Source organism: Bacillus sp. FSL P4-0248 (assembly GCF_038593305.1).
GTDB classification, from domain to species: Bacteria; Bacillota; Bacilli; order Bacillales; family Bacillaceae; genus Bacillus; species Bacillus safensis.
Genome location: NZ_CP151983.1, coordinates 52,200 through 77,281 on the forward strand (window position 1 = coordinate 52,200; position 25,082 = coordinate 77,281).

The 25,082-nt window shown below is 42.2% G+C and carries 26 protein-coding genes and 2 tRNA genes; all 28 read left to right on the top strand.

The genetic code is table 11. The annotated features are described in order from the left end of the window. Window positions 1-136: 136 nt before the first annotated feature. The 28 genes from rnmV to NST65_RS00410 all read left to right on the top strand — a co-directional run bounded on the left by rnmV (window position 137) and on the right by NST65_RS00410 (window position 25,060). Window positions 137-697: a ribonuclease M5 gene (rnmV, locus tag NST65_RS00275; protein WP_024427200.1), complete on the top strand. Its 561-nt coding sequence runs from the start codon at window positions 137-139 to the stop codon at window positions 695-697. Beyond that, the gene (gene rsmA / locus NST65_RS00280) at window positions 690-1,568 is read left to right on the top strand and encodes a 16S rRNA (adenine(1518)-N(6)/adenine(1519)-N(6))-dimethyltransferase RsmA (RefSeq protein WP_034284149.1); all 879 of its coding nucleotides are present in this window, start codon (window positions 690-692) and stop codon (window positions 1,566-1,568) included. Before rnmV ends, rsmA begins: the two co-directional genes overlap by 8 nt. Window positions 1,569-1,682: 114 nt before the next feature. Further along, complete coding sequence (gene yabG, locus NST65_RS00285; RefSeq protein WP_024427198.1) at window positions 1,683-2,567, top strand: sporulation peptidase YabG; 885 nt, start codon at window positions 1,683-1,685, stop codon at window positions 2,565-2,567. A gap of 213 nt (window positions 2,568-2,780) precedes the next feature. Continuing rightward, on the top strand, window positions 2,781-3,038 hold the full coding sequence (locus tag NST65_RS00290; protein ID WP_003217979.1) for a Veg family protein: 258 nt from the start codon (window positions 2,781-2,783) through the stop codon (window positions 3,036-3,038). A 163-nt stretch (window positions 3,039-3,201) separates the two neighbouring features. Then, on the top strand, window positions 3,202-3,387 hold the full coding sequence (locus NST65_RS00295) for a small, acid-soluble spore protein, alpha/beta type (RefSeq protein ID WP_012008653.1): 186 nt from the start codon (window positions 3,202-3,204) through the stop codon (window positions 3,385-3,387). A gap of 146 nt (window positions 3,388-3,533) precedes the next feature. Beyond that, window positions 3,534-4,403, top strand: a complete 870-nt coding sequence (gene ispE, locus NST65_RS00300) for a 4-(cytidine 5'-diphospho)-2-C-methyl-D-erythritol kinase (RefSeq protein ID WP_061109541.1) — start codon at window positions 3,534-3,536, stop codon at window positions 4,401-4,403. A gap of 55 nt (window positions 4,404-4,458) precedes the next feature. After that, window positions 4,459-5,292: a pur operon repressor gene (gene purR, locus NST65_RS00305; RefSeq protein WP_024427197.1), complete on the top strand. Its 834-nt coding sequence runs from the start codon at window positions 4,459-4,461 to the stop codon at window positions 5,290-5,292. 38 nt (window positions 5,293-5,330) lie between these two features. Beyond that, complete coding sequence (gene ridA, locus NST65_RS00310) at window positions 5,331-5,708, top strand: 2-iminobutanoate/2-iminopropanoate deaminase (protein ID WP_024425639.1); 378 nt, start codon at window positions 5,331-5,333, stop codon at window positions 5,706-5,708. A gap of 223 nt (window positions 5,709-5,931) precedes the next feature. After that, entirely contained in the window at window positions 5,932-6,228 is a 297-nt protein-coding gene (gene spoVG / locus NST65_RS00315; protein ID WP_008357439.1) for a septation regulator SpoVG, read from the top strand. A 198-nt stretch (window positions 6,229-6,426) separates the two neighbouring features. After that, window positions 6,427-7,797, top strand: coding sequence for a bifunctional UDP-N-acetylglucosamine diphosphorylase/glucosamine-1-phosphate N-acetyltransferase GlmU (gene glmU, locus NST65_RS00320; RefSeq protein ID WP_024425640.1), 1,371 nt, complete (start codon window positions 6,427-6,429; stop codon window positions 7,795-7,797). Window positions 7,798-7,819: 22 nt separating this feature from the next. After that, window positions 7,820-8,773, top strand: a complete 954-nt coding sequence (locus tag NST65_RS00325; protein WP_034284154.1) for a ribose-phosphate diphosphokinase — start codon at window positions 7,820-7,822, stop codon at window positions 8,771-8,773. Between the two features lie 138 nt (window positions 8,774-8,911). Beyond that, complete coding sequence (locus NST65_RS00330; protein WP_034284155.1) at window positions 8,912-9,538, top strand: 50S ribosomal protein L25/general stress protein Ctc; 627 nt, start codon at window positions 8,912-8,914, stop codon at window positions 9,536-9,538. A gap of 140 nt (window positions 9,539-9,678) precedes the next feature. Further along, a complete protein-coding gene (gene pth / locus NST65_RS00335; protein WP_342489219.1) occupies window positions 9,679-10,245 on the top strand; it encodes an aminoacyl-tRNA hydrolase in 567 nt (188 codons plus the stop codon). 55 nt (window positions 10,246-10,300) lie between these two features. Next, a complete protein-coding gene (locus tag NST65_RS00340) occupies window positions 10,301-10,531 on the top strand; it encodes an anti-sigma-F factor Fin family protein (RefSeq protein WP_003217967.1) in 231 nt (76 codons plus the stop codon). 68 nt (window positions 10,532-10,599) lie between these two features. Further along, entirely contained in the window at window positions 10,600-14,133 is a 3,534-nt protein-coding gene (gene mfd, locus NST65_RS00345; RefSeq protein ID WP_041115203.1) for a transcription-repair coupling factor, read from the top strand. 139 nt (window positions 14,134-14,272) lie between these two features. Beyond that, window positions 14,273-14,809, top strand: coding sequence for a stage V sporulation protein T (gene spoVT, locus NST65_RS00350; protein ID WP_034284159.1), 537 nt, complete (start codon window positions 14,273-14,275; stop codon window positions 14,807-14,809). A gap of 187 nt (window positions 14,810-14,996) precedes the next feature. Continuing rightward, window positions 14,997-16,601 (top strand): polysaccharide biosynthesis protein, encoded by a 1,605-nt coding sequence (locus tag NST65_RS00355; RefSeq protein ID WP_342489220.1) that lies wholly within the window; start codon window positions 14,997-14,999, stop codon window positions 16,599-16,601. Further along, window positions 16,591-18,075 carry a nucleoside triphosphate pyrophosphohydrolase gene (mazG, locus tag NST65_RS00360; RefSeq protein ID WP_342489221.1) on the top strand — a complete coding sequence of 495 codons (1,485 nt, stop codon included), beginning with the start codon at window positions 16,591-16,593 and terminating at the stop codon, window positions 18,073-18,075. Before NST65_RS00355 ends, mazG begins: the two co-directional genes overlap by 11 nt. Continuing rightward, window positions 18,072-18,332, top strand: a complete 261-nt coding sequence (locus NST65_RS00365) for an RNA-binding S4 domain-containing protein (RefSeq protein ID WP_008341839.1) — start codon at window positions 18,072-18,074, stop codon at window positions 18,330-18,332. The genes mazG and NST65_RS00365 overlap by 4 nt, the downstream gene beginning before the upstream one ends. A 73-nt stretch (window positions 18,333-18,405) precedes the next feature. Continuing rightward, a complete protein-coding gene (yabP, locus tag NST65_RS00370; protein WP_024425646.1) occupies window positions 18,406-18,714 on the top strand; it encodes a sporulation protein YabP in 309 nt (102 codons plus the stop codon). Beyond that, complete coding sequence (yabQ, locus tag NST65_RS00375; RefSeq protein ID WP_041115217.1) at window positions 18,711-19,349, top strand: spore cortex biosynthesis protein YabQ; 639 nt, start codon at window positions 18,711-18,713, stop codon at window positions 19,347-19,349. The genes yabP and yabQ overlap by 4 nt, the downstream gene beginning before the upstream one ends. 18 nt (window positions 19,350-19,367) lie before the next feature. After that, entirely contained in the window at window positions 19,368-19,742 is a 375-nt protein-coding gene (locus NST65_RS00380) for a septum formation initiator family protein (RefSeq protein ID WP_003217952.1), read from the top strand. An 82-nt stretch (window positions 19,743-19,824) separates the two neighbouring features. Further along, complete coding sequence (locus NST65_RS00385; protein WP_008357409.1) at window positions 19,825-20,220, top strand: S1 domain-containing RNA-binding protein; 396 nt, start codon at window positions 19,825-19,827, stop codon at window positions 20,218-20,220. 177 nt (window positions 20,221-20,397) lie between these two features. Next, window positions 20,398-20,471: transfer RNA gene (locus NST65_RS00390), tRNA-Met, on the top strand. 25 nt (window positions 20,472-20,496) lie between these two features. Further along, window positions 20,497-20,568, top strand: a tRNA-Glu gene (locus NST65_RS00395). A 203-nt stretch (window positions 20,569-20,771) separates the two neighbouring features. Then, a complete protein-coding gene (gene spoIIE, locus NST65_RS00400; protein ID WP_041115224.1) occupies window positions 20,772-23,255 on the top strand; it encodes a stage II sporulation protein E in 2,484 nt (827 codons plus the stop codon). Between the two features lie 76 nt (window positions 23,256-23,331). Then, entirely contained in the window at window positions 23,332-24,069 is a 738-nt protein-coding gene (locus NST65_RS00405; protein ID WP_034284249.1) for a VWA domain-containing protein, read from the top strand. Next, complete coding sequence (locus tag NST65_RS00410) at window positions 24,053-25,060, top strand: serine/threonine protein kinase (RefSeq protein ID WP_080701255.1); 1,008 nt, start codon at window positions 24,053-24,055, stop codon at window positions 25,058-25,060. Before NST65_RS00405 ends, NST65_RS00410 begins: the two co-directional genes overlap by 17 nt. Window positions 25,061-25,082: the final 22 nt, after the last annotated feature.

Here is a 25,082-nt window from a genome sequence, read left to right on the forward strand (position 1 = left end):
GAGGGCTTTGCGCACCCTCTGTTTTTTTGGTTATAATAGAAGCACTGTTTTCTAATTAATTAGACGCAAAAGCAGCATGAAAGGTTTCGTTTTTTTAACCAAAAAATGTAGATTGTTTTTGCAAGCGGAGGAATACATGAAAATCAAAGAAATCATTGTGGTGGAGGGTCGTGATGACACTGCCAGAGTGAAGATGGCAGTGGATGCAGATACGATTGAAACAAACGGATCTGCCATTGGCGATACAGTCATTCAACAAGTGCGTCTTGCTCAGGAGACGAGAGGGGTCATTATTTTAACAGATCCTGATTTTCCTGGTGAGAAGATCCGTAAAACCATCGCAGAGGCAGTTCCTGGCTGTAAGCACGCTTTTTTGCCAAAACATCTTGCGAAGGCGAAGCGGGATAAAGGAATTGGTGTCGAGCATGCTTCCTTGGACAGTATTCGGGAATGTCTTGCCCATGTCCATGAAGAAATGGAAGTAACGGAAAGTGACATTACTTTAGATGACTTATTTGACGCAGGCCTTATCGGAGGCGAAGCATCGAAACGCCGCCGCGAACGACTAGGAGTGCTTTTAAATATAGGATATACCAATGCGAAGCAGCTGCAAAAGCGCCTTCACATGTTCCAAATAACCAAACATGATTTTATTGCGGCCTTAAAGACCGTCATGCAGGAGGAAGCCGATGAATAAAGATATTGCGACACCCGTCAGAACGAAGGAAATACTGAAGAAGTACGGTTTCTCTTTTAAAAAGAGCTTAGGGCAGAACTTCTTAATTGATACAAATATTTTAGATCGCATTGTTGATCACGCAGAGGTTACAGATGAGACCGGCGTCATTGAAATTGGGCCTGGTATCGGCGCATTGACAGAGCAGCTCGCTAAACGTGCAAAGAAAGTCACCGCTTTTGAAATCGATCAGCGTTTATTGCCTATTTTAAACGATACGCTCTCTCCATATGATAATGTCACGATCATTCATCAAGATGTATTAAAAGCCGATGTGAGAAAGGTCATCGAGGAGAATTTTGCTGACTGTAAAGAAGTGATGGTCGTAGCCAACCTTCCATATTACGTGACAACACCGATTATTATGAAATTGCTTGAAGAAAACCTTCCATTGAAAGGGATTGTGGTCATGCTGCAAAAAGAAGTAGCAGATCGTATGGCAGCTGCCCCTTCATCAAAGGAATATAATTCACTGTCTATCGCAGTTCAATTTTATACGGAAGCAAAAACGGTGATGGTTGTGCCTAAAACGGTTTTTGTTCCTCAGCCCAATGTTGATTCGGCTGTGATTAAGCTGACTGTTCGTGAAACGCCTGCTGTCTCAGTAGAAAATGATGCGTTTTTCTTTCAATTGATCCGAGCAAGCTTTGGCCAGCGCCGGAAAACATTGATGAATAATTTGATGAACAATCTCCCTGATGGAAAAAAACATAAAGCGATCATCGAAGAAGCACTTCAAACAGCAGATATTGATGGAAAGCGACGCGGAGAATCATTATCCATTGAGGAATTTGCCCGTTTGTCGAATGTTTTACAAAAAGCCCTATCGTAAGGGCTTTTTTCTTTTGTTTTTCACCACTTCAACTGTTCGGGCATAGGCTAGAAAGAACAGCATATATGAAAGACGATACCAACAGGATATGAGCCTGATTGTGGAGTGAACAGCATGCAATTTCAAATAGGAGATATGGTGACGAGGGCATCCTATCAAATGGATATTATGTTTCGAATCATTCGAATTGATGAGACAGATCAGCACGAAGCCACTGCCATATTGCATGGGAATGAAGTGAGGCTGATTGCTGATGCTAAGATGTCGGATCTCGTCTTGATTCAAAAAGAGGAGCAGCTGACAAGGGAAAAGGACGACGAACGGAAAATTAACGAATCGCTCGACTTACTAAGACAGGATTATCAGCTGCTGCGTGAAAAACAAGAGTATTATACTTCTGGACAATATCAGCATCAGGAGCAGTATTTTCACATGCCTGGAAAGGTCCTTCATTTAGATGGAGATGCTTCATACTTAAAGAAATGCTTAGATGTATATGAACGAATTGGTGTACCTGTGTACGGAGTGCATTGTCATGAGAAGAAAATGCCAAGCGTGATCGATTCGTTACTTGATCAATATCGGCCTGATATTTTGGTCATTACAGGGCATGATGCGTATTCCAAGCAAAAGGGCGGCGTAAATGATATCGGTGCCTATCGCCATTCTCGTCATTTCGTTGAGACGGTTCAAAAAGCAAGAAAGAAAATTCCTCATTTAGATCAGCTTGTGATCTTTGCAGGCGCCTGTCAATCTCATTTCGAATCATTGATCCAAGCAGGTGCCAATTTTGCAAGCTCACCTTCACGTGTGAACATCCATGCGCTCGATCCCGTCTATATCGTTGCGAAGATCAGCTTCACTCCATTTGTAGATCGAATCAATGTGTGGGATGTGCTTCGTAATACATTAACAAGAGAAAAAGGTCTCGGAGGCATCGAGACGAAGGGTGTTTTAAGGGTAGGTATGCCATATAAAAAAGACCATGAATCGACATAACCCGACTGATTTCAGTCTGGTTTTTTTTATGTGTAAAAAGAAATTTCAAACGGATACATAATTCACCGGAATTTGAGAAAAATAGGGAGGAGAAAAGGTAGAAGTTTGTCAAAATTATTTTGTTGACAATGGCTCGTGTTGGTTGATATAATTTAATTTTTATTTGACAAAAATGGGCCGTTGTTGTATAATTATCTCAGTGAGGTGGATGCAATGGCGAAGACTTTGTCCGACATCAAAAGATCGCTTGATGGTAACTTAGGTAAACGTTTGACGTTAAAGGCTAACGGAGGCCGCCGTAAAACAATTGAGCGTTCGGGCATTTTAGCTGAAACGTACCCTTCTGTATTTGTGATTCAATTAGATCAAGATGAGAATTCGTTTGAAAGAGTTTCTTACAGTTATGCAGATATACTGACTGAGACGGTCGAATTAACGTTCGATGATACCGCTAGCTCAGTCGCCTATTAATGGGCAGTGAACTTCTTGTTTACTGCTTTTTGTTTTGCCTTTTTTTCTGAATGGGAGTCTGTCCATTTTTTGAAAGGGGTAAAAGAAAGGATTCGATACAAAATAAGAAAGCCACAAAAGCAGTGGCACTGATTCGAATTCTCGACTAAAGGGGCTGTTTCGTTTGGGTAGACGCCGAGGCATTATGTCAGATGAGTTCAAATACGAGCTGGCGAAGGATCTTGGATTTTATGATACCGTCAAAAATGGAGGCTGGGGAGAAATTCGTGCGCGTGACGCAGGTAATATGGTCAAACGTGCCATCGAATTAGCTCAGCAGCACATGGCTCAGGATGAGAATCAACGATAGAAAAATGGTCAGGGATACCTCAGGTGTCTCTGGCTTTTTTTGCTGAAAAAGTCAGTGTGCTGGGCGTAAAAGCCAATATTCATCAGATCCATCAAATGTGATACAATATTGATACTTATGTTTAGATGGAGAAGTAGGTGAAATGTTTGCGTATTTTAGAAAAAGCACCGGCAAAAATTAATCTCTCACTTGATGTTCATGGAAAAAGACCGGATGGATATCACGAAGTAGAGATGGTGATGACAACAATAGACCTTGCAGATCGACTTGAGCTGACGGAGCTGGACAAAGACGAAATCCGTGTATCATCTCATAATCGATTTGTGCCAGATGATCAGCGTAACTTGGCTTATCAGGCGGCTAAATTACTCAAAACAAGGTTCGGTATTCAAAAAGGAGTATCGATTGTCATCACAAAAACAATACCTGTTGCAGCAGGTTTAGCTGGAGGCAGCAGTGATGCTGCAGCAGCGCTTCGCGGTTTAAACCGTTTGTGGAAGTTGAATCTCACGTTAGATGAACTAGCTGAGCTTGGAGCGGAGATCGGCTCAGATGTGTCTTTTTGTGTACACGGAGGCACAGCACTAGCGACAGGACGTGGAGAAAAACTGAAGCATATCGCGACACCGCCGCATTGCTGGGTGATTTTAGCGAAGCCGGTGATTGGGGTATCTACAGCTGAAGTTTATAGACAATATGACGCAAGCAAAGTAGAACACCCAAATGTACAGCGTATGATTGAAGCCATTGAAGCGAAAGATTATAAAGAGATGTGCGGCTCACTCGGTAACGTTCTGGAGTCTGTGACATTAAAGATGTATCCGGAAGTAGATATGATCAAAAGACAGATGAAGCGTTTCGGTGCTGATGCTGTATTAATGAGTGGAAGCGGCCCAACTGTATTTGGCTTGATTCAATATGAATCGAAGGTACAAAGAATATATAACGGACTGAGAGGATTTTGTGATCAAGTATACGCTGTCCGCATGATCGGCGAACAAAATGCCCTTGATTAAATCCGTATATTAAGTTATATTATTCATAAATTATTCGGGTTCTGGGGGTAAGTTCATGAAGTTTCGTCGAAGCGGCAGATTGGTGGACTTAACAAATTATTTGTTAGCCCACCCGCACGTACTAGTACCTTTAACTTTTTTTGCAGAACGTTATCAATCTGCAAAGTCCTCCATTAGTGAAGACTTAACGATTATCAAACAGACCTTCGAACAGCAGGGAATAGGCACATTGCTTACTGTACCTGGCGCTGCTGGCGGAGTGAAATATATTCCTAAAATTCACCTAAAAGAAGCAGATGACGTAGTAAACGATATCGGAGAGGCATTATCAACTCCTGAACGTGTACTTCCTGGCGGTTATTTATATTTAACCGATGTTTTAGGTAATCCATCGATTCTTGCGAAAATCGGTAAGCTGTTTGCGACCATCTTTGCGGACCGTGCGATTGATGTCGTCATGACCGTTGCGACAAAGGGTATTCCAATTGCCTATTCTGTTGCGGGTTATTTAAATGTGCCTGTTGTGATCGTTAGAAAAGATAATAAGGTAACCGAAGGATCAACAGTCAGTATTAATTATGCGTCAGGTTCGTCTAACCGAATTCAAACCATGTCCCTTGCAAAGCGCAGCTTAGATAAAGGCTCCAATGTGCTGATCATTGATGACTTTATGAAAGCGGGCGGAACCATTAACGGCATGATGAATTTGCTTGAGGAATTTAATGCAAATGTTGCAGGGATCGGTGTTCTTTTAGAAGATGAAGGCGTAGATGAACGTCTTGTCGATGAATATGTCTCATTGTTAAAGCTTTCAACCATTGATATGAAGCAAAAAATCATTGAGATCAATGAAGGCAATTTCCACGAGTTTTTTCATCCGAAAGCGTAAGCTTTGATTAAACATGTATTTGAATGGGAGAGATTGATATGACAAAAGTTGTTCAAACCAAACATGCACCAGCAGCCATTGGACCTTACTCTCAAGGAATTATTGTCAATAACATGTTTTACAGCTCAGGGCAAATTCCATTAACCCCAGCTGGAGATTTTGTCAATGGAGATATTAAAGAACAAACACATCAAGTATTCCGTAATCTTGAGGCTGTACTTGAAGCAGCAGGTGCTTCCTTTGAAACAGTCGTGAAAGCAACTGTTTTCATCAAGGATATGGAACAATTCGCTGAAGTGAATGAAGTGTACGGTGAGTATTTCCATACACATAAGCCAGCTCGTTCATGTGTGGAAGTGGCAAGACTTCCAAAGGATGCGCTTGTAGAAATAGAAGTAGTTGCATTAGTGAAATAAACAGGCACTCTCAATGAAAGCCGTTTGGTTTCATCATATGCAGGGAAAGACATCATCATGATGTCTTTTTTTATGCTGAGAATGTAAGCGTCGTCACGAATATGACAAATAATGTATAAATATCCCGATATTTCAAAAAAGTTTAAAAAAAGAGCAGGAGAATCACCACGATCGTTGAATACCTAAGTAATGCTTTTATATTGGGAAAAGGTGGTGAACTACTGTGGAAGTTACTGACGTAAGATTACGCCGCGTGAATACCGATGGTCGCATGAGGGCGATTGCATCCATCACGCTGGACCACGAATTTGTTGTTCATGATATTCGTGTGATTGATGGAAATAATGGGTTGTTTGTTGCAATGCCTAGCAAACGCACGCCCGATGGAGAGTTTCGCGACATTGCACATCCAATTAATTCAAGCACTCGGGGTAAAATCCAAGATGCTGTATTAAATGAATATCATCGCTTAGGCGAAGAGGAAGAAACAATTGAATATGAAGAAGCTGGAGCTTCTTAATCATACGTGAACCTAAAAAGACAGCTTTAAGAGAAAATGAATGTTTTCTTTTAAATGCTGTCTTTTTTGCGTTCTTTCTCTTGTTTCTTAAGTCTTTCATCTGTTAGAAAATTATTGTACTTCCTTATGTATCCTTGAAATCAGTCTTTATTTAGGATATATTTTTCTATGGATAATAGGGATATTGGAGGCCAATCAATGGATAAGCGGTTCGCAGTGATTTTAGCAGCGGGAAAAGGAACGAGAATGAAGTCAAAGCTATATAAAGTACTTCATCCAGTTTGCGGAAAGCCAATGGTCGAGCATGTGGCAGATGAAGCGTTAAAGCTTTCTTTAGCCAAGCTAGTGACGATTGTCGGTCATGGTGCAGAGGACGTGAAAGAGCAGCTTGGAGACAGAAGTGAGTATGCACTTCAAGAAGAACAGCTGGGAACAGCCCATGCCGTTAAACAAGCAAAGTCGTTCCTCGCGCAGGAAAAGGGAACAACCATTGTCATTTGTGGTGATACGCCATTATTGACAGCGGAAACAATGGAAGCCATGTTAAGCGAGCATCAAAAACATCAAGCGAAAGTCACTATTTTAACAGCCCATGCGGATGATCCAACAGGCTATGGCCGTATTATTCGTGACGAAACAGGTGCTGTCGTGAAAATTGTGGAGCATAAAGATGCGAACGATGCAGAGCGTCAAGTGAATGAAATTAATACAGGGACTTATTGCTTTTCAAATGAAGATCTCTTCCGTGTGATTGAGCAAGTGTCTAATGAAAATGCACAGGGTGAATACTACTTGCCAGACGTTATTGAAATTCTAAAAAATGAAGGGCAAACAGTTGCAGCTTATCAAACACCGCATTTTGAAGAAACACTTGGAGTTAATGACCGTATCGCTCTATCACAAGCAGAGCAATTCATGAAGCGACGTATTAATCATCAGCATATGAAGAATGGTGTGACCTTGATTGATCCTGAGAACACGTATATTTCGCCAGATGCTGTCATCGGTGAAGATACAGTTATTTATCCTGGGACGGTCATCAAAGGGAATGTAAAAATCGGTGCAGACGCCACTATTGGGCCAAACACTGAAATTGTTGACAGCATCATCGGAGATCGAACAGTTATTAAGCAATCTGTCGTCTGCGATAGTGAGGTTGGAGTTGATGTGACAATTGGACCGTTTGCTCATATTCGCCCATTGTCGAAAATTGGCGATGAAGTAAAAATCGGAAATTTTGTCGAAATCAAGAAAACAGTTTTTGGAGACCGCAGCAAAGCATCTCATCTAAGCTACATTGGAGACGCAGAGGTCGGAACTGATGTAAATCTTGGCTGTGGTTCCATTACAGTCAACTATGATGGGAAAAACAAATTCTTAACGAAGATTGAAGACGGCGCATTTATTGGCTGTAATTCAAATCTCGTTGCACCAGTCACTGTCGGAAAAGGGGCATATGTTGCAGCCGGTTCAACGGTTACAGAAGATGTACCGCAGGATGCATTGTCTATTGCTAGAGCAAGACAAGTCAATAAAGAAGATTATGTGAAAAATATTCATAAAAAATAATCCAAATACCCGGAGGTTTACCATGTCTAATCGTTATGCTGATGCGAATTTAAAGATATTCTCTTTGAATTCAAACCCTGAACTTGCCAAAGAAATTGCCGATCGTATCGGAGTTGATGTAGGAAAGAGCTCTGTTAAACGCTTTAGTGACGGTGAAGTCCAAATCAATATTGAAGAAAGTATCCGCGGCTGTGATTGTTATGTTATTCAATCAACAAGTGCGCCAGTCAATGAGCATATTATGGAACTGCTCATTATGGTGGATGCGCTAAAACGCGCTTCTGCGAAAACTGTCAATATTGTGATCCCTTATTACGGATATGCACGTCAAGATCGTAAAGCAAAACCTCGTGAGCCAATCACTGCGAAGCTTTTTGCAAACTTGCTTGAAACAGCAGGTGCTACACGTGTGATTGCGCTTGATCTTCATGCGCCGCAAATCCAAGGTTTCTTCGATATTCCAATCGATAACTTAATGGCTGTGCCAATCTTAACAAACTATTTCGAACAGAAGAACTTGAATGATATCGTTGTTGTGTCTCCTGACCACGGTGGTGTGACACGTGCGCGTAAAATGGCAGACCGCCTGAAAGCGCCAATCGCAATTATCGACAAACGCCGTCCAAAGCCAAACGTTGCTGAAGTCATGAACATTATTGGTAACATTGAAGGCAAAACGGCCATTCTAATCGATGATATCATTGATACAGCTGGTACTATTACACTTGCTGCAAATGCGCTAGTCGAAAATGGAGCAGCTGAAGTATATGCTTGCTGTACGCACCCAGTCTTGTCTGGACCAGCAGTAGAACGCATCACAAACTCTAAAATTAAAGAATTAGTTGTGACAAACAGTATTCAATTAACTGATGACAAGAAAGCTGGAAAATTCATTCCGCTTTCAGTTGGGCCTTTGCTTGCAGAAGCCATCATCCGTGTACATGAAGAAGAATCTGTGAGCTACCTTTTTAGCTAATTTTCTGATTAAAAAAGGCCCTAGGCATCAAGCTTGGGGTCTTTTTGCTATCATCATTCACGGCAAATAGGTTTAAAATGATTCGGTTATGGGTAATTATGAGAGTAGTGACAAAAAAGAAATAGGATGGTGCTGAATATGGCAACTTTAAAAGCAAATAAAAGAACTGATTTCAAACGTTCCACACTGCAAAAAATCCGTCATTCAGGACACGTTCCTGGTGTCATATACGGAAAAAATACAGACAATCTGGCTGTTTCATTAGACAGCATCGATTTATTAAAAACCTTACGTGATGAAGGGAAGAATACAATCATCACCTTAGACGTGGGTGGTGAAACGAAATCTGTGATGGTGACAGAATTACAAACAGATCCGCTGAAAAACGAACTTGTTCATGCTGATTTCCAAGTCGTTGACTTACAGCGTGAAATTGAGGCAGATGTACCAATACAGCTGATTGGCGAGTCTAAAGGGGTAAAAGATGGCGGTGTGCTTCAGCAGCCACTATTTGAACTATCTGTTACAGCGAAACCAAAAGATATTCCGCAGAATATTGAAGCTGATATTACAAACTTAGAAGTCAATGATGTCTTAACAGTTGCTGATCTGCCTGTTCAGTCATCTTATCAAATCAATAACGATCCAGAAGAAGTCGTTGCCTCCATTCTGCCGCCTCAGCAATCAGAGGTTCCTGAGCCAGATAGCGAAGAAGAGCCGCAAGAGCCTGAGGCCATTAAAGAAAAGGATGACGATGGAGAATAACTGGTCATTTAGAGACGTAACCCTCCCGCGGTTGCGTCTTTTGTGCTAGAATGAAAAGAATTCATACGTTTTTACATGAGGCAATCTGATTGGCTCATTTTTTAGGCGTGTGCTGTGTGACAAAGGAGGTTATTGGTTTCATGATTGCATTCGTTGGATTAGGCAATCCAGGAAAAGAATATGAAAAAACAAGACATAATGTCGGGTTTATGACAATAGATGAATTATCAAAAAAATGGGACATTCCTTTAAATCAATCAAAATTCCATGGACAATTTGGAACTGGGTTTGTTTCGGGGCAAAAGGTTCTACTTGTAAAGCCGCTTACATATATGAACTTATCAGGAGAATGTGTGCGTCCGCTGATGGACTATTACGATATTCCCCTTGAACATTTGAAAGTGATCTATGATGATCTTGATTTGCCAACTGGCCGGATTCGCTTACGTACAAAAGGAAGTGCAGGCGGGCATAATGGAATCAAATCACTAATTCAGCATTTAGGTTCACCTGAATTTGACCGACTCCGTATCGGCATTGGACGTCCTCAAAACGGCATGAAGGTCGTTGATTACGTACTAGGACGTTTCTCAGAAGAGGAACAGCCTGACATCGCATCAGCCATTCAATCGTCTGTCGAGGCTTGTGAAGCGGCTTTAAAAAAGCCATTTTTAGAAGTGATGAATGATTTTAACAAGAAGGTATAAGAATGATAAGCGAAGCACATACTGATCATAAAATCTCAGCATGGGAGGATCACGTATGGCTTTGCATTATTACTGCCGCCACTGTGGTGTAAAGGTTGGCAGTCTAGATGAATCTGCTGTCCAAAGTGAAGCGCTTGGATTTCATCACTTAACAAATGAGGAAAGAAACGATATGATTTCTTATAGGGAAAATGGTGATTTACATGTACAAACCATTTGTGAGGATTGCCAAGAGGCGCTTGAAAGAAATCCTGATTACCATCAGTATCATACTTTTATTCAATAAAAAAGCTTTGGTGTAGATATTAGACCAAAGCGTTTTTCTGTTTTAAACAAACAGGGAGGAGGAGCCAAATGAAAAACATACAATCATTTATCAAACAAAGTGATGATTTTCAGTCCATTTTTAATGGGCTAAAGGAAGGGTTAAAAGAACAGCTGCTTGCCGGACTATCAGGCTCCGTCAGATCTTTATTTACAGCCGCGATATCAGACGAACTGAAGCGGCCAATGTTTATTGTGACTCACAATTTATATCAGGCGCAGAAGGTAACAGATGATCTAGCAAGTGTGATGCCGGATCGCTCGGTTCTTCTCTATCCTGTCAATGAACTCATCGCTTCAGAAATTGCAGTGGCCAGTCCTGAGCTGAGAGCACAGCGTTTGGATGTCTTGAATCGACTTGCGAATGGAGAAAACCCCATTATCGTCACTCCCGCTGCTGCGGTTCGCAGGATGCTTCCGCCAGTTGAGCTCTGGAAGGAGAGTCAGATCCATTTAAAGATCGGTGAAGAAATTGATTTGGAGGCGTTTTCAAAACAGCTCGTACAAATTGGTTATGACCGGACGTCGATGGTTGCAGCGCCCGGAGATTTTAGTGTGCGCGGAGGAATTATCGACATCTATGCATTAACGGAAGATCATCCAATCCGTATTGAACTGTTTGATACAGAAGTAGACTCGATTCGAACGTTTCATTCGGATACACAGCGTTCATTAGAAACCCTTCAAGAAATCAAAATAGGTCCTGCAAAAGAGTTAATTGTGAGAGGTCCTGAACGAGTGAGAGCCATTGAACAGCTTGATCAAGGGCTGGCGAAGAGCTTAAAGAAATTCAACTCAGATCAGCAAAAAGAACTGCTTCATCAAAATATTTCTGCTGATCGCGAGAAGCTGCTAGAAGGCATCGTGACACAGGAAATGACGAAGTACCTGTCCTATTTCTATGAAAAGCCTGCTAGTTTGCTAGATTACACATCGCAGGATACGATTATTATTTTAGATGAAATCAGCAGAATTCAGGAGATGGAAGAACAGCTTGAACAGGAAGAAGCCGATTGGACAATTAGTCTGCTTGAAGAAGGCAATATTCTTCATGATTTATCTCTATCTTTCCCGTTCCAAGAACTGATCAATCAGCAATCGAGATCCATTCTGTACTACTCTTTGTTCCTGAGACATGTCCAGCAGACAAATCCGCAAAATATCGTCAATGTATCTAGTAAGCAAATGCAGAATTTCCACGGGCAGATGAATGTGCTGGCGAGTGAAATTGAACGCTATAAAAAACAGCAATACACGGTTGTCTTCTTAGGTGCTGATGAAGAGCGGACAGAAAAGCTGTCGTCTGTTCTGCATGATTATGACATTGAAGCCGCTCTTGCTAAACCGGACGCTGAGCTTGTAAGCGGACAGGTGTATATTTTACAAGGTGAGCTGCAAACGGGCTTTGAATTGCCGTTATCAAAAATTGCTGTGATCACAGAAGGTGAACTCTTCAAGAAACGTGTGAAAAAACAGGCACGTAAGCAAAAGCTGACCAATGCAGAGCGAATCAAGAGCTATTCAGAGCTTCAAGTCGGCGATTATGTGGTGCACATTAACCACGGGATCGGTAAATATTTAGGAATTGAAACGCTTGAAATCGGCGGCATTCATAAAGATTATTTAAATATTCATTATCAAGGAAGCGACAAGCTTTATGTACCGGTTGAACAAATTGATCAGGTGCAGAAATATGTAGGATCAGAAGGTAAAGAACCAAAGCTGTACAAACTAGGCGGCAGCGATTGGAAACGTGTGAAGAAAAAAGTGGAAACATCTGTACAGGACATCGCAGATGATCTGATTAAACTGTACGCAGAACGCGAGGCAAGCAAAGGATATGCCTTCTCGCCTGATCATGAGATGCAGCGCCAGTTTGAATCCGCGTTCCCTTACCAGGAAACAGATGATCAAATCCGTTCAATTCACGAAATTAAACAGGATATGGAGCGGGAACGTCCAATGGACCGTCTGCTTTGTGGAGATGTGGGTTACGGAAAAACGGAGGTGGCCATTCGAGCGGCCTTCAAAGCCATTGCTGACGGGAAGCAGGTAGCCCTGCTAGTTCCGACAACCATCTTAGCGCAGCAGCATTTTGACACAATCATGGACCGATTCCAAGACTACCCTGTCAAAATCGCGCAGCTGAGCCGTTTCCGTACAAGAAAAGAAACAACTGAAACGTTAAAAGGACTGAAAAACGGAACGATCGATATGGTTATCGGCACACACCGTCTTCTTTCAAAAGACATCGTCTACAAGGATTTAGGCCTGTTGATCATTGATGAGGAACAGCGTTTTGGTGTGACGCATAAAGAGAAAATTAAACAGATGAAAGCCAATATCGACGTACTGACATTAACGGCTACGCCAATTCCGCGTACGCTTCATATGTCCATGCTAGGCGTGCGGGATTTATCAGTGATTGAAACACCGCCTGAAAATCGATTCCCTGTTCAAACCTATGTGGTCGAGTACAATGGCGCTTTAGTCAGAGAAGCGATTGAGCGAGAATTAGCACGCGGCGGTCAAGTGTACTTCCTTTACAACCGTGTTGAGGATATTGAACGAAAAGCAGACGAAATCTCCATGCTGGTCCCAGACGCAAAAGTCAGTTATGCGCACGGGAAAATGAGTGAGAACGAGCTGGAATCAGTGATGATCAATTTTCTTGAAGGTGAATCAGATGTATTGGTCAGTACCACCATCATTGAAACGGGAGTCGATATTCCAAATGTGAATACACTCATCGTCCACGATGCCGATAAAATGGGGCTCTCTCAGCTGTACCAGCTAAGAGGACGAGTCGGGCGTTCGAACCGTGTCGCTTATGCTTATTTCACGTATCGAAAAGATAAAGTTCTTTCTGAAGTTGCGGAGAAAAGACTTCAAGCCATTAAAGAATTCACAGAGCTCGGATCTGGGTTTAAAATTGCGATGCGTGATTTAACGATTCGAGGAGCAGGGAATTTACTTGGTGCTCAGCAGCATGGCTTCATTGATTCGGTTGGATTCGATCTCTATTCTCAAATGCTGAAAGAAGCCATTGAGGAAAGAAGAGGCGATACTACGGCTCAAGATAAATTCGAGCCAGAAATTGATCTGCAAATTGATGCTTACATCCCAGACACTTATATTTCGGATGGCAAGCAAAAGATTGAAATGTATAAACAGTTCAGAGCAATTGGATCGATTGAAGAGAGAAAAGAGCTTCAGGATGAAATGATCGACCGATTTGGTGAATATCCGCAAGAAGTGGCTGACTTGTTTACGATTGCGACAATGAAGGTGTACGCTGTCCAGGAACGTGTCGAGCTGATCAAGATGGAGAAAGGCATTGTCAGAATGACCCTTGATGAGAAAGCAAGCGGTGAAATCGACGGCCAAAAATTATTTGAGCTCGGCAGTAAATATGGACGTGAAATCGGATTGGGAATGGAAGGCAGCAAGCTGATTATTTCTGTCCAAACGAAAGGCAAGAAGACAGAGGAATGGCTTGAGGTTGTTCTTAACATGCTTCGAGGCCTTCAAGATGTGAAAAAAGAAACCATTCCATCTTCATAAAATTTTGTTTGTCTCTCGTGTATATTACGTTTGATGTGACGGATACTAAACTCAGGGTCAAGTGGTGAATGTTGCATAAAGTGGACGCTTTTGTTCCATTCACCCAACACATCATCAAACGAAAGAGAGGCAGCAGTGAATGAAAGCAACTGGAATTGTACGCCGCATCGATGATCTAGGTAGAGTGGTTATTCCGAAGGAGATTCGCAGAACATTGCGCATTCGGGAAGGAGATCCGCTTGAGATTTTCGTCGACCGCGATGGAGAAGTGATTTTGAAGAAGTATTCGCCGATTAGTGAGCTAGGAGACTTTGCGAAGGAATATGCTGATGCATTATTCGACAGTTTGGGTCATTCCATCCTGATCTGTGATCGAGATACGTATATTGCTGTATCCGGCAGTTCGAAAAAAGAGTACTTAAACAAATCCATCAGTGATTTACTTGAACGAACAATGGATCAGCGTAATTCTGTGTTAGAAGAAAGCAAAAAAGAAATTCAACTTGTCGATGGTATTGATGATGACGTATCTTCTTATACCATTGCACCTATTGTTGCAAACGGAGATCCGATTGGCGCCGTCGTCTTATTTTCTAAAGAGCGTTCAATGGGAGAAGTGGAGCATAAAGCGGCAGAGACAGCAGCTGGCTTCTTAGCCCGTCAAATGGAACATTAGGTCTAATAACTCTATATCATTTTGATAAAACGAAAGAATGCCGATGAAATCATTTGATTTTGTCGGTTTTTTATATGGAATGAAACAAAACGAGACATGTGCCGTCTACTCCTTAGAAAGGAACGTCTTTTTCACGTATGATATAATGAGTGCGTTTAACTGTAGATCTATTTTAAAGGAGTCATCCATGAAAAATGCTGTGAATCAGCCGCACTGGCTTTTCCAGGGTGCGGTGATTTTGACCATCGCAGGCTTGTTATCAAAGGTACTAAGTGCCGTTTACCGTGTCCCGTTTCAAAACATCGTAGGGGACACAGGGTTTTATATTTATCAGCAGGTATATCCTTTCCTTGGCATTGCCATCATGCTTGGTACAACAGGTTTTCCTGTCATGGTGTCCAAGCTTTTGAGTGAGCATGGGGAAGAGAATCGACGGATCATTACAAGGGTATCCTTGATCTATATCACTTTACTGAGCCTGGTCTTATTTCTTTGTCTTTACATAGGAGCAGGCACAATTGCGGGTCTTATGGCAGACAGTCAATTAATTCTGCTCATCCAGATGAGTGCTTTTGTGTTTCTATTTCTGCCGCTCACTGTGATGCTGAGGGGAGTTTTTCAGAGTGACGGTCTGATGCTTCCAACGGCTGTTTCTCAGTTGGTTGAGCAGCTCATCAGGGTAGGTGTCCTGCTTGTTTTATCCTTCTATTTCGTGAGGCATGGCTATTCGCTTTATGAAACAGGGGCGGGTGCAGTGTTCTCTTCTATCGCGGGAAGTGCGGCCTCGCTCATTTTGCTTCTTTTCCTTTGGCTGACCTATCGAAAGCAGTCTGCTGCAAGTATGTCAGGCAAACAGGTGACACTTCGAAAAAAAGATGTTATGAAGAGTTTGGTGCTGTATACATTGACGATTTGTGTCAGCGGTTTGCTCATTTTATGGATGCAAATGATTGATGCTTTTCATCTGTATGCGTTGCTGCGCAGCGAGGGTCTCAGTGAAGCGGCGGCAAAGGCGGCGAAAGGTGTATATGACCGAGGCCAGCCTTTCTTACAGCTCGGAACGGTGTTTGCCATCAGCATCGGAACCTCACTTGTGCCATTTTTATCAGCAGCCATGAGGAATGGAGAGCATGAAACGATACGGCAAAAAGTTCGGTCATCGGTTAAGACCACGTCGGTATTAGGGATAGGGTCAGCGGTTGGACTGATTTGTATTTTAGCACCAGTCAATACAATGCTTTTTCGTAATGACTTAGGCACCGATGCCTTGCAAATATTCTGTATATCGATCGTCTTTACGTCGATTGCCATTACGCAGGCGGCTTTACTGCAAGGGCTCGGGCATACTGTATATCCTGCTGTTGTGGTGGTCCTCAGCGTGCTGGTGAAATGGATTTTAACAATTGAGTTTGTACCGTTATTTGGCATCCATGGTGCCGCATGGTCAACTGTATGTGGTTTTCTCACAGCAGCCGTGCTCAATGCCGTTTATTTGAAGCAAAAAGGATGGATTTCGTTGAGAGAGCTGTTCCCGGTGAAAATTCTTTTATCAGCCGCCTTCATGGCTGTGGTCTTAATAGGATATCAGGCTCTGTTTTCATGGGTCATCCCCTTTGAAAAACGCCCGTTTTCCGTTTTAGAGAGCCTGACATCAGTTTTTATTGGTGGTTTCGCCTTTTTATATAGTATTCTTAAGCTAGAAGTATTTACGGACGAGGAATGGAGACTCATTCCATTAGGAGAAAAGATTTTATATTTTAAACAGATGAGAGGGAATCAAAATGGCAGGTAAGATTACCGTCGTCGGTCTCGGGGCAGGCGACATGGATCAGCTGACGCTCGGTGTATATAAGCAGCTGAAGCAGGCGAAAGAAGTATTTATGAGAACGCAGGATCATCCGCTTACCGCAGAGTTAATGCAGGAGGTCCCATCTCTCACCTTTTTTGATGAAATTTATGAAAAGCATGATCAGTTTGATCAGGTGTATCAGGAAATTACCGAAATATTATTTGCAGAGGCAGCGGAAAAAGACATTGTGTACGCTGTACCTGGTCATCCATTTGTGGCAGAAAAGACCGTACAGCTGCTCGTCGCCGGGCAGAAAGAGCGCGGGATTGAGGTGTCTGTCGCTGGTGGACAAAGCTTTCTAGATGCGACATTCAACTCCTTGCAGATTGACCCCATCGAGGGATTACAATTCGTTGATGCAGGGGATATGAGAGCGGATGATCTGAAATTAACCCAGCACGTCCTGATTTGTCAGGTATATGATCAGATGACAGCTTCGAATGTGAAACTCACGCTGATGGAAAAGCTCCCTGACGATTATGAAATTTATATTGTGACAGCAGCTGGAAGCAGTCAGGAACAGATTACTGCCGTTCCTTTATTTGAACTTGATCGAGATGTGTCGATAAATAACTTAACGAGTGTTTATGTTCCTCCGATTCAAGATGAACAGCTGCTTTATCAACAATTTGACACCTTCCGTGACGTCATACGTACATTAAGAGGTCCGGGCGGCTGTCCATGGGATCAAAAACAAACCAATGAATCACTGAAACCATATTTAATTGAAGAATGCTATGAACTGCTTGAAGCGATAGATGAAGATGACCCAGATCATATGGTGGAAGAGCTTGGCGATGTGCTGCTGCAGGTGTTGCTTCACGCTCAAATTGGCGAAGATGACGGTTATTTCTCAATCGATGACGTCATTCAGCATGTCACAGAAAAAATGATTCGGCGCCACCCCCATGTGTTTGGTGACACGAATGTTTCTGAGGCAGCAGATGTGGTTGCCAACTGGGAAAAAATCAAACAGCAGGAGAAGCCAGAGCGGACCGGTTCTATTTTGCAATCGATTCCGGCGACACTTCCGGCACTAACAAAGGCATATAAGCTCCAAAAGAAAGCTGCCAAAGTAGGCTTTGATTGGACAAATGTTCAAGATATTTGGAACAAATACGAAGAAGAAAAGCAGGAATTTCTCGATGAAGTGGCAGAGAAGACGGACGAAGGTGCAACGAAGCAGATGAAAGATGAATTTGGAGATCTTTTGTTTGTTCTTGTCAATATTGGCCGGTTCTATCACTTAGAGCCTGAAACGGCGCTCGCTTCTGCCAACACAAAATTCATACGGCGCTTTCAGCATATCGAACAAAAAGCAAAGGACATAGGCCGTTCATTAGATGACTTAACGCTAGAGGAAATGGACGAGCTATGGAACGATGCGAAACGCATAGAAAGAGGTGAAGACACATGAGACTAGATAAATTTTTAAAAGTGTCCCGTTTAATTAAAAGAAGAACATTGGCAAAAGAAGTAGCTGATCAAGGCAGGATTTCTATTAACGGAACACAGGCGAAAGCAAGCTCTGACGTGAAAGAAGGAGATGAGCTGCAAATCCGCTTTGGTCAAAAACTAGTGACTGTTCAAGTCAACGAGTTAAAGGACACGACGAAAAAAGAAGAAGCGGCTGGCATGTATACTGTGCTAAAAGAAGAAAAAACAGCAGAATAGGGCTTGTTCTAAATGACCCTCTTATCACATACAATGCAGTAACATGCAAGTATGAGATATGGGGGATGTATAGATGAATCAATATTATAATCAACCTCAAGGCACGAAGCTGTCATCAGACGCGGAGCATAATGTCACAATGCGAAACAGAAAGCATTTAGATATTACTGGTGTCAAACAAGTGGAAAGTTTTGATAGTGAGGAATTTCTGCTGGAGACGGTCATGGGGATTCTCGCCATCCGCGGAGAAAATCTGCAAATGAAAAACCTAGACGTCGAAAAGGGCGTTGTGTCGATTAAAGGGCGTGTTTTTGATTTAATCTATGTGGATGAGCAGCACGGGGAGAAAGCTAAAGGATTTTTTAGCAAGCTGTTTAAATGACGCTGACAGTCCAGTTTTATACGATGCTTTCCATGGCGGCGATGGGCATCTGGCTGGGCGCATCGCTTGATACGTACAAGCTGTTTGTGAATCGGGAAAAAACAGCAAAATGGCTTTTGGTTATCCACGATCTCCTTTTTTGGATGGTACAGGGTCTCTTATTCTTTTACGTCCTGCTGCTGACAAATGAGGGAGAATTCAGGCTTTATATTTTTCTAGCCGTTGCTCTAGGTTTCTCGATGTATCAGGCATTGATGAAACATCTGTATCTTAAGATTCTCAAGTTTATCATGATGTGTGTATATCAGACCGTTCTCTTCCTGAAAAGGCTGGTCATGTCGATTGTCTTCCAGCCGATCCGCTGGATGATCACATTGGTAATAAGTGCTATACTGTTCTTGCTCCACTCGCTCTTACGTCTAGTTCGTTTTACGTTTCGGCTCGTGTGGAAGGTGCTGTCGATTGTTTGTTATCCGCTCATCTGGTTACTCAATGTGACCATTATTCATCGGATTCCCGAAAAATGGCGAACATCAATGAGATTGTTTTTCTCAAAAGGAGCAGGAATTTTACAAGGGGCCAAGAAATTATCTGGTACCATCAAAACGAAATGGAAACAATTCTGGACAAAGTGAGAGAGGAGGCCTTCAATCTTGAACAAGAGAAAAAGAAATATCGCACAAATTCAAAATGATTACCAAAAACAAATGGAACAGCAAGCGCAGCGCTTAAAACGCAAACGTCGCGGACTCCTTAGAAGGCTTACCGTGTTTGGTGTAATCGTGCTCATGTTTGCTGTCTTGGTGACAAGTGCCCTCTGGTCGCAATCGTCTTCACTAAAGGAAAAAGAAGAGAAGAAGGTTGCGCTCGAAAAAGAGTTGAAGCAATTACAAACAAAGCAGGAAGATATTTCTGATGAAATTAAGAAGCTGAAAAGCAAGGAATACGTACTCGAACTGGCACGACGGGACTATTATATGTCCAAAAAAGGCGAAAAAATCTTTGATGTGGGCAATAAGAGCGATTAGCCTTGTTGACACTTAAAATTCAGTTTATGTATAATTGAACAAATGAGATTTTTTTATAAGTCTAAGGAGGAGCACTTTTTTTATGTCGATTGAAGTTGGCAGCAAGTTACAAGGGAAAGTTACGGGCATTACAAATTTTGGAGCTTTTGTGGAGTTGCCAGGCGGTTCAACTGGTCTCGTTCATATCAGTGAGGTAGCCGATAACTATGTAAAAGATATTAATGAGCATTTAAAAGTCGGTGAACAAGTTGAAGTGAAAGTGATTAACGTTGAAAAAGACGGTAAAATCGGCTTGTCCATTAAAAAAGCAAAAGATCGTCCTCAACAACAATCAAGACCAAGCAGAAATGATTTCCGTCCGAAGGAATCGTTTGAACAAAAAATGAACAAATTCTTAAAAGATAGCGAAGATCGCTTAACATCTTTAAAACGTAACACGGAATCAAAACGTGGGGGGCGCGGAGCAAGAAGAGGTTAACTTGTTGCTGCTTTCTATATATTTTCACAACAAAGCATCTGCTGTTCAGCAGGTGCTTTTTTTCATGATCCATACGACATTTTTTGAGATTTCGTCATTTAATTTAAAACTTTCTATTGACGGACAAGCGAATCCTTTGTATTATAGTTCTTGTGCTTCTTAGCGCATTTTCATTATGGCGGTGTAGCTCAGCTGGCTAGAGCGTACGGTTCATACCCGTGAGGTCGGGGGTTCGATCCCCTCCGCCGCTATCCTTTTAACTAGAACATAAAGCAAGGCCCGTTGGTCAAGCGGTTAAGACACCGCCCTTTCACGGCGGTAACACGGGTTCGAATCCCGTACGGGTCATCTTCGAAACAGCTTTCTATAGGAAAGCTGTTTTTTTGTGCCTTCGTAAAATTCTGATGAAAGACATCGACTTTCATGAAAGTATGCCTCTTTGACGAATAAAGCGTCGAACGTTTTATGGAAACGACAACTTCTTTTGACAAAATTTCTTTTTCACCTTCGCTATAATGACAAGCAACGAATATCAGGTGGGGGATGAGAAGATGGAAAAACTAGAAAGAAGAACTGATTTAACAGGAGCGGGGTTTGAAAGAATCAGTGCGGGATTAAAAAAGATGAAAAACCTGTTTCTTCATCACACGCATTCTCTTTTTTTCTATAAAGGGTTTATTTATGTTGTTCTAGGCTTTTTATTAGGACGAGCCTTTATATTATCTGAAATTATGCCGTTTGCTCTGCCTTTCTTTGGCTCCATGCTGCTTATTAAAAGAGATAAGGCGATGCTTGCTTGTCTAGCTTTACTCGCAGGGGCGATGACGATATCACCTCAAAATGCATTGTTTGTGTTTGCGTCGCTGCTCATGTTTCTCCTTATGTCAAAGGTGGTTTCTTTCATCATCAAAGACCCAGTGAAAACATTACCGGTTGTCATTGTTCTCTCAATGCTGATCACCCGAGGAGCGTTTGTTTACTTAGAGCAAGGTGCTGTGCAAAGCTATGATTACGTCATGGCGGGTGTCGAAGCAGGACTTGCCTTCATTTTGACTCTGATTTTTCTTCAAAGCCTGCCGATTTTTACAGTCAGGAAAATTAAACACTCATTAAAGGTCGAAGAAATTATTTGTTTTATGATTTTAATTGCCTCAGTTTTAACTGGTCTTGCTGGGATCACATTTCAAGGAATGCAGGCAGAGCATATTTTGTCACGTTATGTAGTGCTGACATTTGCCTTTATTGGCGGAGCCAGTATTGGGTGTACGGTCGGTGTTGTGACAGGATTAATTCTCGGTCTCGCTAACATCGGAAACCTTTATCAGATGAGTCTTCTTGCCTTTTCAGGATTATTAGGCGGATTGCTGAAAGAAGGGAAGAAAGCAGGGGCAGCCATCGGCTTAATTGTGGGTTCCTTACTCATTTCACTGTACGGGGAAGGATCAGCAGGTCTCCTGACCACACTGTATGAATCACTTATAGCGGTTGCACTCTTTTTGCTCACGCCGCAATCAGTTACTTCCAAGGTAGCGAAATACATTCCTGGTACGGTAGAGCATGTACAAGAGCAGCAGCAATATGCTCGGAAGGTACGAGACGTGACAGCAAAAAAGGTAGATCAGTTCTCTCATGTATTTCATGCGCTGTCTGAGAGTTTTGCGACATTTTACGAATCCATTCCTGAAGAGAAGAAGCAGGAAGAGGATGTAGATCTTTTTTTAAGTACGATCACAGAACGATCCTGTCAAACGTGCTATAAGAAAAATAAATGCTGGGTGCAGAACTTTGATACAACCTATGAACTAATGAAACAAGTTATGCATGAATCTGATGAAAAAACGTATGAGCATAACCGAAAATTGAAAAAGAAATTTAGTCAGCACTGCTCAAAATCAAAACATGTCGAGGAATTGATCGAAGAGGAGATCGCTTACTATAAAGCCAATCAGACATTGAAGAAAAAAGTCCAAGACAGCAGACGTCTTGTGGCTGAACAGCTGATGGGGGTCTCGCAAGTAATGGAGGATTTTTCCCGGGAAATAAAACGAGAAAGAGAACAGCACTTTATTCAGGAAGAGCAGATGATAGAAGCGCTTCAGCACTTTGGCATTGAAATCCAGCAAGTAGAAATCTATAGCTTGGAGCAGGGAAATGTGGATATTGAAATGAGAATCCCATATTGCCAAGGGCATGGGGAATGTGAAAAAATCATTGCTCCAATGCTTTCAGATATTTTAGAAGAACAGATTTTAGTCAAAGCAGAGCAGTGTGCAGAGCATCCAACAGGCTATTGCCACGTTGTATTTGGCTCTGCTAAATCATACCGAGTGGCTACAGGCGTGGCACATGCAGCAAAAGGCGGAGGACTGGTATCTGGAGACAGCTACAGCATGATGGAGCTTGGTGCGGGCAAGTATGCTGCAGCTATTAGTGATGGAATGGGCAACGGAGCACGGGCTCATTTTGAAAGCAATGAAACGATTAAGCTGTTAGAAAAAATATTGGCGTCAGGTATCAATGAAAAAGTGGCGATTAAAACCATTAATAGTATTTTATCTTTAAGAACGACGGACGAGATCTACTCAACATTGGATTTATCGATCATTGATTTACAGGATGCGAGCTGTAAGTTCCTCAAAATTGGTTCAACACCCAGCTTTATTAAACGGGGTGATCAGGTGATGAAGGTACAAGCAAGCAACTTGCCAATCGGTATTATTGATGAATTCGAAGTCGAGGTTGTGAGTGAACAGATGAAGGCAGGAGATCTATTGATTATGATGAGTGACGGCATTTTTGAAGGGCCAAAGCATATTGAAAATCATGATCTGTGGGTGAAACGGAAAATGAAAAGCTTTAAAACAGAAGATCCCCAAGAAATTGCTGATTTATTAATGGAAGAGGTCATTCGAACAAGAGCAGGCCAAATTGATGACGATATGACAGTTGTTGTCATCAGGCTCGACCACAACACACCAAAATGGGCTTCCATTCCGACCGGTACATTCTATCTTGAGAAACAAGAGATTTCTTAAAATATCGTATAATATGAATTTCTTCTGGCGATGATGGGGATATAAGCATTCAGTTACAATCCCAGGAGGAATGAAGATGCGAAAAGGTCACGTCAACCAAATCTTATTGATTACAGATGGCTGCTCAAATCACGGGGAAGATCCGCTTGCGATTGCCTCATTGGCAAAGGAACAAGGGATTACAGTCAATGTCATTGGCATTATGGAAGAAAACAGACACGATCATGAAGCGATGAAGGAAGTAGAGGGGATTGCTCTCGCAGGCGGAGGCATCCATCAAGTTGTCTACGTCCAGCAGTTATCTCAAACAGTACAAATGGTCACAAAAAAAGCGATGACACAAACCCTGCAAGGTGTTGTGAATAAAGAATTGCAGCAAATTCTCGGCAAAGATGCTGAAATTGAAGAACTTCCACCTGATAAGCGCGGGGAAGTAATGGAGGTTGTAGATGAGTTAGGAGAGACGGTTCACCTTCAAGTACTCGTGCTTGTTGATACAAGTGCAAGTATGAAACCGAAGCTGCCGACCGTAAAAGAAGCACTCATCGACCTTTCCATCAGTTTAAATTCAAGAATTGGAGAAAATCAGTTTGGGATGTGTGTATTTCCCGGGAAAAACTCAGATGCTGAAATTGTGTTGAATTGGACGCCTCGATTCGATTCATTATCATCTATTTTCCCAAAACTGACCACTGGAGGAATCACCCCAACGGGACCAGCGCTTCGGGAAGCACTTCAGCATTTCAAATCAGTTCGTTCACGCAAAGGGCTGCTTGAAGCAAAGGAAGAGCATGATGATGAATTCGGCTTCTAACATACCGTTAGGCACGGTGATTCAAGGGAAATGGCACCACCATCATTACCGTATTGTAAAAGAGCTTGGAAAAGGGGCGAACGGTGTTGTCTATCTGGCCGAATCGCCACATGGGCAAGCGGCCCTTAAAGTGAGTGATGACAGTATGCTCATTGCATCTGAAGTCAATGTTTTAAAATCCTTTTCAAAGGCTCCTGTGAAAACCATGGGGCCTTCTTTTTATGATATGGATGATGCGATTTATCCTGGTATGCCTCAAAAACGCTCTTTTTATGTGATGGAATATGTCAGAGGCCCATTACTGCTTGAATTTGTGAAACAAAAGGGTGATGAGTGGATTGTGGTTTTAATGATTCAGCTTTTATCTAGCTTGGCTCATTTACATCAGGAAGGCTGGATTTTTGGTGATTTAAAGCCGGATAATCTCATTGTTTCTGGGCCCCCGGCCACGATCCGGTGCATTGATGTGGGAGGAACGACGAAAGCGGGCAGGGCAATTAAGGAGTATACCGAGTTTTTTGATCGAGGCTATTGGGGATTCGGTACACGAAAAGCTGAACCAACTTATGATTTATTTGCTCTGACGATGGTGATGGTGAACTGTGCGTATAAGAAAGAATTCAAAAAAGGAGCAGAACCAGAAAAGCAGCTTTATCGAGCTATTGAAGGACATCCTTTATTAAAGCGATATGAAAGGGTGTTAAAGGCTGCTCTACAAGGTAAATATCAATCAGCAGCAGACATGAAAAGTGCGATGCTGAAAGAAGGACAGCTGATTGCATCAAGGAAATCGCGCCAGAAGAAGCAGCAGCAAAAAAACGCGCCAAAACCTGCTGTTAATCAAAATCAACAAGTGACCTCACGATCGCGGGCTGCAGCAGCAAAAAGAACGTCAGTGCGTAAAAAATCAGGCGGACTTTTTGAAACCATTCTTATCGTGTGCAGTGTACTCGCTCTTTACTGTGCATATGTGGTTTTGTTCCTGTTGTAGAGCCGGAAAAAAGCAGGCTTCT